This window comes from Roseateles sp. P1_C1_2 (assembly GCF_056406535.1).
The window spans coordinates 207606-215225 of the sequence record NZ_JBFUAB010000009.1 but is presented as its reverse complement, the minus strand read 5'-3'; the positions used below and the strand labels follow the sequence as shown (position 1 = coordinate 215225).

The following is a 7620-nucleotide window of genomic DNA, read 5'->3' as shown; positions in this document are numbered from 1 at the left end:
ATCCGAAGCCCCGGCTCGCCGGGGCTTTGTCATTTCTGAAGTCTGGTGCGCCACACGACGGTGCACCGGTTGCAACCCAGCCATTACGATGGCCCACCCGCCATGAAATTCGTTGACGAAGCCACCATCGATGTCGCCGCCGGTAACGGTGGCGCTGGCTGCGCGAGCTTTCGCCGCGAAAAGTTCATCCCCTTCGGTGGCCCCGACGGTGGCGACGGCGGCAAGGGCGGCAGCGTCTGGGCCGAGGCTGACCGCAATCTCAACACGCTGATCGACTACCGCTATGCGCGCCGCCACGAGGCCCGCAACGGCGAGGCCGGCCGTGGTTCGGACTGCTTCGGTGCGGCGGCCGACGACATCGTGCTGCGCGTGCCGGTCGGCACCATCATCACCGACCTCGAAACCGAGTCCGTCATCGGAGAACTGCTGGAGCCGGGTCACCGCATCCTGATCTGCAAGGGCGGCGACGGCGGTTTCGGCAACCTCCATTTCAAGACCTCGACGAACCGGGCGCCGCGTCAGAAGACGCCGGGTTGGCCGGGCGAGATCAAGAAGATCCGCATGGAGTTGCGCGTGCTGGCCGATGTCGGCCTGCTGGGCCAGCCCAACGCCGGCAAGTCGACGCTGATCACGGCCATTTCGAACGCCAAGCCCAAGATTGCGGACTATCCGTTCACGACGCTGCATCCCAACCTCGGCGTCGTGCGCGTTGCGCCGGAGAAGAGCTTCGTCGTGGCCGACATTCCAGGCCTCATCGAAGGTGCAGCGGAGGGGGCCGGCCTGGGCCACCAGTTCCTGCGCCATCTGCAGCGCACGCGCCTCTTGCTGCACGTCGTTGACCTGGCCCCCTTCGACCCCGAAGTCGACCCCGTCAAGGAAGCCAAGGCGATCGTCGCCGAGCTCAAGAAGTACGACCCCGAGTTGCATGACAAGCCGCGCTGGCTGGTGCTCAACAAGCTGGACATGGTGCCCGAGGAAGAGCGCGAAGCCCGCGTGAAGGACTTCGTCAAGCGCTACAAGTGGAAGGGCCCGGTCTTCAAGATTTCCGCGCTGACGCGCGAGGGCTGCCAGCCCCTCATCCACGCCATCTACGACCACGTTGCCGCCGAGCAGAAGGTGGTCGAGGACCGCGACGTCCGCTTCGACGCCCCCGACACCACAGAATGACCCTGCTCTCCAGCGCGCGCCGCATCGTTGTCAAAGTCGGTTCCAGCCTCGTCACCAACGAGGGCCGGGGCGTTGACGCCGAAGCGATCGCGAACTGGAGCCGTCAACTGGCGGCATTGGCCAACGAAGGGCGTGAGCTGATCATGGTGTCCAGCGGCGCCATCGCCGAGGGCATGAAGCGCCTCGGTTGGGCGACGCGCCCCAAAGAGCTGCATGAGTTGCAGGCCGCCGCCGCCGTCGGCCAGATGGGCCTGGCGCAGATGTACGAGAGCCAGCTCAGCGCCCAAGGCATGGCCAGCGCCCAGGTGCTGCTGACCCACGCCGACCTGGCCGACCGCGAGCGTTATCTCAATGCCCGCTCGACGCTGCTGACGCTGCTGGCGCATCGCGTGCTGCCGGTCATCAACGAGAACGACACCGTCGTCAACGACGAGATCAAGTTCGGCGACAACGACACGCTGGGTGCGCTCGTCGCCAACCTCGTCGAGGCCGACGCCCTCGTCATCCTGACCGACCAGCGCGGCCTGTATTCAGCCGACCCGCGCAAGGACCCTTCTGCCCGCTTCATCGACACGGCCCAGGCCGGTGACCCTGAGCTGGAGCGCATGGCCGGCGGCGCGGGCTCCAGCCTCGGCCGCGGCGGCATGATCACCAAGATCCTGGCCGCCAAGCGCGCTGCGGGCAGCGGCGCCGGCACCGTGATCGCCTGGGGGCGCGAGCCCGACGTGCTGCTGCGACTGGCGCGGGGCGAGGCCATCGGGACGGCCCTGCACGCAGCAACGCCCAAGCTGGCGGCGCGCAAGCAGTGGATGGTTGATCACCTGCAACTGCGCGGGGCCGTCAAGGTCGATGCCGGCGCGGCGATCAAGCTGCGTGACGAAGGCAAGAGCCTGCTGCCCATCGGTGTCGTCGAAGTGCAGGGCGGCTTCCACCGCGGCGATGTCATYGCCGTGCAGACGGCCGAAGGCGTTGAGCTGGCCCGTGGCCTGGCCAACTATTCAGCGTCGGAAGCGCGATTGATCGCGCGCAAGCCGTCGTCGGAGTTCGAGGCCCTGCTCGGTTACGCAGCAGAGCCTGAACTTATCCACAGAGACAACCTGGTGCTCCGCTAGGAGCTCAGCTCGTTGGCTCGCCGTCCGGTGGTGACGCAGTCGTCTCCACCGGCGCCTCCAAAGGCATCGGCCCGCTGTTGCGCTCCCGATGCGCCGGCCGCATGCCGGCGCGCAGATAGCGGTTGTGGTGGTTGATGCGCGGCAGATAGCGCGCCAGCTCCGTCAGCGCCATCTCGTAGACGCCGCGCTTGAACTCGATGACGGCCTCGAGTGGCACCCAGTACTCGTTCCAGCGCCAGGCGTCGAACTCGGGGTGGTCGGTGGCGCGCAGATTCATGTCGCAGTCGCGGCCCACCATCTGCAGCAGGAACCAGATCTGTTTCTGGCCGCGATAGTGGCCGCGCGCATCGCGCCGGATGAAGTGCTCGGGCACCTCATAGCGCAGCCAGTCGCGTGTTCTCGCGATGATGCGCACATGCTCTGGTATGAGCCCCACCTCTTCGTGGAGCTCTCGGAACATCGCCTGCTCAGGCGTTTCACCGTGCTTGATGCCCCCTTGCGGGAACTGCCACGAGTGCGTCCGGATGCGCTTGCCCCAGAACACCTCGTTGCGTTGGTTGAGCAGGATGATGCCGACGTTGGGGCGGAAGCCTTCACGGTCGAGCATAATCAACCTCAAATCTCTAGTTGGTTCGATTATTGCATCGGGCCGCGATTGCCACAGCGCCCTCGCTAACCCGAAGATTTGCCTCTGTTTTGTCGTGACTTCGGCCGGGTTTTCACCCGGCCTTCGCATTTGGTTTGCCCATGAAAGCCTCCCAGTTTTTCGTCTCCACCCTCAAGGAAGCGCCCGCCGATGCCGAGGTCGTCAGCCACAAGCTGATGATGCGCGCCGGCATGATCAAGCGCCTGGGCGCCGGCATTTACAACTACATGCCGATGGGGCTTCGCGTCATCCGCAAGGTCGAGAAGATCATTCGCGAGGAGATGGATGCGGCCGGCGCCGTCGAGTGCCTGATGCCCGTCATCCAGCCTGCCGAGCTGTGGCAGGAAACTGGCCGCTTCGACAAGATGGGCCCCGAACTGCTGCGCGTGAAGGACCGCCATGGCCGCGACTTCATCGTCCAGCCGACCAGCGAGGAAGTCATCACCGACATCGCTCGCCAGGAGCTGCGCAGCTACCGCCAGCTGCCGAAAAATTTCTATCACATCCAGACCAAGTTCCGCGACGAGCGCCGCCCGCGCTTCGGCCTGATGCGTGGCCGCGAGTTCACGATGAAGGATGCCTATTCCTTCGACCGTGACGTGGAGTCGGCCGGCCGCAGCTACGAGAACATGTACGCGGCCTACTGCAAGATCTTCGACCGCTTCGGCCTGCAATACCGCGCCGTCGCGGCGGACACCGGCGCCATCGGCGGCGACCGCTCGCATGAGTTCCAGGTCATCGCGGACACCGGCGAGGACGCCATCGTCTACTGCCCGACCAGCGACTACGCGGCCAACATGGAGCTCGCGGAAGCCGTGGCCCTGCTGCCTGGCCGCGCCGCTGCCCTGCAGGCGCTGAGCAAGACGCCCACGCCCGGCAAGGCCACCTGCGCCGAGGTCGCGCTGCTGCTGAACCTGCCGCTGGCCCAGACGGTGAAGTCCCTGGTGCTGGCCACCGATGAGCTCGACAAGGACGGCAACATCGTCAAGACCCAGGTCTGGCTGCTGCTGGTGCGTGGCGACCACGACCTGAACGAGGTCAAGGCCGGCAAGGTCGAAGGCCTGAAGGGCGGCTTCCGCTTCGCGACGGGCGGCGAGATCGACGCCCACTTCGGCTGCAAGCCCGGCTACCTCGGCCCCATCGGCTTGAAGCAGCCGCTGAAGATCGTCGCCGACCGCACCGTCGCTGTCATGAGTGACTTCGTCTGCGGCGCCAACGAAGCAGACTTCCACTTCACCGGCGCCAACTGGGGCCGCGACCTGCCCGAGCCCGATGTCGTCGCCGACATCCGCAATGTCGTCGCCGGCGACCCCTCGCCCGACGGCAAGGGCCTGCTCGCCATCCAGCGCGGCATCGAGGTCGGCCATGTCTTCTATCTCGGCACCAAGTACTCGTCCGCGATGAACGCGAACTTCCTGGACGAGAACGGCAAGCCCAAGCTGATGGAGATGGGCTGCTATGGCATCGGCGTGACGCGCATCCTGGGTGCCGCCATCGAGCAGAACCACGATGCGCGCGGCATCATCTGGCCGGACGCCATCGCGCCGTTCACGGTCGTCATCTGCCCCATCGGCGCGGACCGCAGCGCCGACGTCAAGGCCGCTGCCGACAAGCTCTACGAAGAGCTGAAGGCGCTGGGCGTGGACGTRCTGCTGGACGACCGCGGCGAGCGCCCCGGTGCCATGTTTGCGGACTGGGAGCTGATCGGCGTGCCGCACCGCGTCGTGCTGGGCGACCGTGGCCTGAAGGAAGGCCAGGTCGAGTACCAGGGCCGCCGCGATGAAGCCGCGACCAAGCTGGGCGTCAACGATGTGGTCGGCCATCTGAAGGGCCTGCTCAAGCTTTGAAGCGCCGGCTGCTGCTGTCCAGCCTGCTCGCCGCGCCGTTGGCGGCGCGGGCGGGCGCCCAGGTCGAGGAGCCGCTGGCGGATTCGATGCGCTCGGCGCTGAGCGCGTCCATCGCGCAGAGCGCGCCGCCGCGCCCCAGGTTCGATGCCAGCCAGATCGACGAGCGCATGGCCTATCTGCGCTGGCTGGGCGCCATGAGCGAGCGGCTGAAGAAACGCAAGACCGAGGCGCAGATCCGCATCGAGTTCCTCGAGACGGTCTGGTACGAAGCCAAGCGCGCGGGCCTGGAGCCCAGCCTGGTGCTCGGCCTCGTGCAGGTGGAGAGCGGCTTTCGCAAATACGCCATCAGCATTGCCGGCGCGCGCGGCTATATGCAGGTCATGCCCTTCTGGGCCAAGCTGATCGGCGACGGCGACGCCGCGAGCCTCTTCCACATGCAGAGCAACCTGCGTTTTGGCTGCGTCATCCTGCGCCACTACCTGGACCGCGAGAAGGGCGACATGTACCTCGCGCTGGGGCGCTACAACGGCAGCCGCGGCAAGCCCGAGTACCCGAACGCCGTGTTTGCCGCACGTCGGCAGTGGCTGCTGCCGGGCGAGAAGTGAAGGGCCAGTAAAGCCCTCAGGGCTTACCCGGCGTGGCTTGTGGCTGGGGTTGATTGGCGCGTTAGGCTTGGTGGTTTCGTCCACAAGACAAGCCGCCGATGCACGCTGCCAAACGCTTTGCGCCCCTTCTTCTCACCACGCTGCTGGCCACCAGCCTGAGCTGGGCCCAGTCCACGGACAACCCCCTCTTCGCGCCAAGCCCGCTGCCGCTGCAATACCCGCAGTTCGACAAGGTGAAGGACGAACATTTCGGCCCGGCCCTGGACAAGGGCATGGCCGAGCAACTGGCCGAGATCCAGGCCATTGCGGACAACCCCGCGGCGCCCACCTTCGACAACACCATCATCGCGTGGGAGAAGAGCGGCCGGCTGCTGGGCCGCACCTCCACGCTGCTGTTCAGCCTGATCGGCGCCGATGCCAACCCGGCCCGCCAGCAGCTGCAGACCGACTACGCCGCCAAGCTCGCCGCGCATCGCGACGCGGTGCTGCTCAACCCCAAGCTGTTCGCACGCATCGAGGCCTTGTATGCGGCACGCACCACGGCGGCGCCCAACGCCCAGGGCACGCGCCTCATCGAGCGCTACCGCCGTGACATGGTGCGCGCCGGCGCCCAGCTGAGCGATGAGCAGAAGGTGCGCATGAAGGCCATCAATGCCGAAGTGGCGACGCTGGGCGCGCGCTTCAACCGAGCGGTGCTGGCCGAGGTCAATGACTCGGCCCTCGTCGTCGACAGCGCCGAGGAGCTGGCCGGCCTGACACCGGCCCAGATCTCCGCCGCCTCGGAGGCGGCCAAGAAGAAGGGCCTGGAAGGCAAATACCTGCTGACGCTGCTGAACACCACCATCCAGCCGCCCGAGACCGAGCTGCAGAACCGCGCGCTGCGCGAACGCCTGCATTTGGCCTCGGTCGCCCGCGGCAGCCGCGGCAATGCCAATGACACGACGGGCATCGTGTCGCGCGTGATGACGCTGCGCCAGGAGCGCGCCGCCCTGCTGGGCTATGCCACGCCGGCCGCCTATGTGCTGGAGGAAGAAACGGCCAAATCGGCCGAAGCCGTCAACGCCATGCTCGGCAAGCTCGGGCCGGCCGCCGTCGCCTCCGCCAGACAGGAAGCGGCCGAACTGCAGAAGCTCATCGACACCGACCAAGCCGCCAAGAAGCAGCCCAGCTTCGCGCTGCAGCCCTGGGACTGGAGCTACTACTCCGAGAAGCTGCGCGCCGCCAAGTACGGCTTCGACGAGAGCCAGCTCAAGCCCTATCTGGAGCTCACCAGCGTGCTGGAGAAGGGCGTCTTCTACGCCGCCAACCAGCTCTACGGCATCAGCTTCAAGCGCCGCACCGACCTGCCGGTCTACCGTGACGACGTGCGCACCTACGACGTCTTCGACAGCGACGGCAAGCAGCTCGCCATCTTCATCGCCGACCTCTACGCCCGCCCGAGCAAACGCGGCGGTGCGTGGATGAACGCCTATGTCGGCCAGAACCCGCTGGAGGGCACTTCCCCCGTCGTCGCCAACCACCTCAACATCCCCAAGCCACCCGCCGGCGAGCCGACGCTGCTGACCTGGGACGAGGTCAACACGCTGTTCCACGAGTTCGGCCACGCGCTGCATGGCATGTTCAACAAGGGCCTGTATCCGGGCCTCTCCCGCGTGCCGCGTGACTTCGTCGAATACCCCTCGCAGGTCAACGAGGTCTGGGCCGACTGGCCCAGCGTGCTGGCCAATTACGCCAAGCACTACCAGACCGGCGCACCCATGCCGCGCGAACTGCTCGACAAGGTGGCGCGTGCCAAGCGTTTCAACCAGGGCTACACGACGCTGTCCTATCTCGGCGCGGCCATCGTCGACCAGCGCCTGCACCAGCTCAAGGCCGGTGAGGTGCCGGCCGCCGACGGCGTCATGGCCTTCGAGGCCAAGGTGCTGAAGGACGAGGGCATCGCCTTCGGCCCGGTGCCGCCGCGCTACCGCCTGCCCTACTTCAGCCACATCATGGGCGGCTACTCGGCTGGCTACTACGCCTACATCTGGAGCGAGGTGCTGGACGCCGACACCGTGGAATGGCTGAAGGCCCATGGCGGCCTCAAGCGTGCCAACGGCGACGCGTTGCGCGCCAAGCTGTTGTCGCGTGGCGGCAGCGAGGATGCGATGGTGCTGTTCCGCAACCTGGTCGGGCATGAGCCCGACATCAAGCCGCTGCTGGAACGCCGCGGCCTGGTCGTGCAGAAGCCCTGAGCAGAACCG

At 66.7% G+C, this 7620-nt stretch carries 6 protein-coding genes; 5 read left to right on the top strand and 1 reads right to left on the bottom strand.

Annotation, left to right across the window (positions count from 1 at the left end; translation table 11 throughout):
• Positions 1-102 precede the first annotated feature (102 nt).
• Together obgE and proB are read left to right on the top strand one after the other, a co-directional pair.
• Positions 103-1167 carry a GTPase ObgE gene (gene obgE / locus AC1D2H_RS11065; RefSeq protein WP_477930423.1) on the top strand — a complete coding sequence of 355 codons (1065 nt, stop codon included), beginning with the start codon at positions 103-105 and terminating at the stop codon, positions 1165-1167.
• The gene (gene proB / locus AC1D2H_RS11060; RefSeq protein WP_477930421.1) at positions 1164-2279 is read left to right on the top strand and encodes a glutamate 5-kinase; all 1116 of its coding nucleotides are present in this window, start codon (positions 1164-1166) and stop codon (positions 2277-2279) included. The genes obgE and proB overlap by 4 nt, the downstream gene beginning before the upstream one ends.
• Before the next feature lie 4 nt (positions 2280-2283).
• Here proB and AC1D2H_RS11055 read toward each other — a convergent pair whose 3' ends face one another.
• Complete coding sequence (locus AC1D2H_RS11055) at positions 2284-2886, bottom strand: RNA pyrophosphohydrolase (protein ID WP_477930419.1); 603 nt, start codon at positions 2884-2886, stop codon at positions 2284-2286.
• Between the two features lie 140 nt (positions 2887-3026).
• Here AC1D2H_RS11055 and AC1D2H_RS11050 point away from each other — a divergent pair, with 140 nt between their 5' ends.
• From AC1D2H_RS11050 to AC1D2H_RS11040, 3 genes are all read left to right on the top strand, one after another.
• A complete protein-coding gene (locus tag AC1D2H_RS11050; protein WP_477930417.1) occupies positions 3027-4772 on the top strand; it encodes a proline--tRNA ligase in 1746 nt (581 codons plus the stop codon).
• Positions 4769-5377, top strand: coding sequence for a lytic transglycosylase domain-containing protein (locus tag AC1D2H_RS11045; RefSeq protein WP_477930415.1), 609 nt, complete (start codon positions 4769-4771; stop codon positions 5375-5377). Before AC1D2H_RS11050 ends, AC1D2H_RS11045 begins: the two co-directional genes overlap by 4 nt.
• Positions 5378-5475: 98 nt before the next feature.
• A complete protein-coding gene (locus AC1D2H_RS11040; RefSeq protein ID WP_478010957.1) occupies positions 5476-7611 on the top strand; it encodes a M3 family metallopeptidase in 2136 nt (711 codons plus the stop codon).
• The last annotated feature ends 9 nt before the right edge of the window (positions 7612-7620 follow it).

What these genes read in the sequence shown, in the direction of transcription:
- obgE (WP_477930423.1), top strand. Translation starts at nt 103, where the DNA reads ATGAAATTCGTTGACGAAGCCACCATCGATGTCGCCGCCGGTAACGGT.
- AC1D2H_RS11055 (WP_477930419.1), bottom strand. Translation starts at nt 2,886, where the DNA reads ATGCTCGACCGTGAAGGCTTCCGCCCCAACGTCGGCATCATCCTGCTC.
- AC1D2H_RS11040 (WP_478010957.1), top strand. Translation starts at nt 5,476, where the DNA reads ATGCACGCTGCCAAACGCTTTGCGCCCCTTCTTCTCACCACGCTGCTG.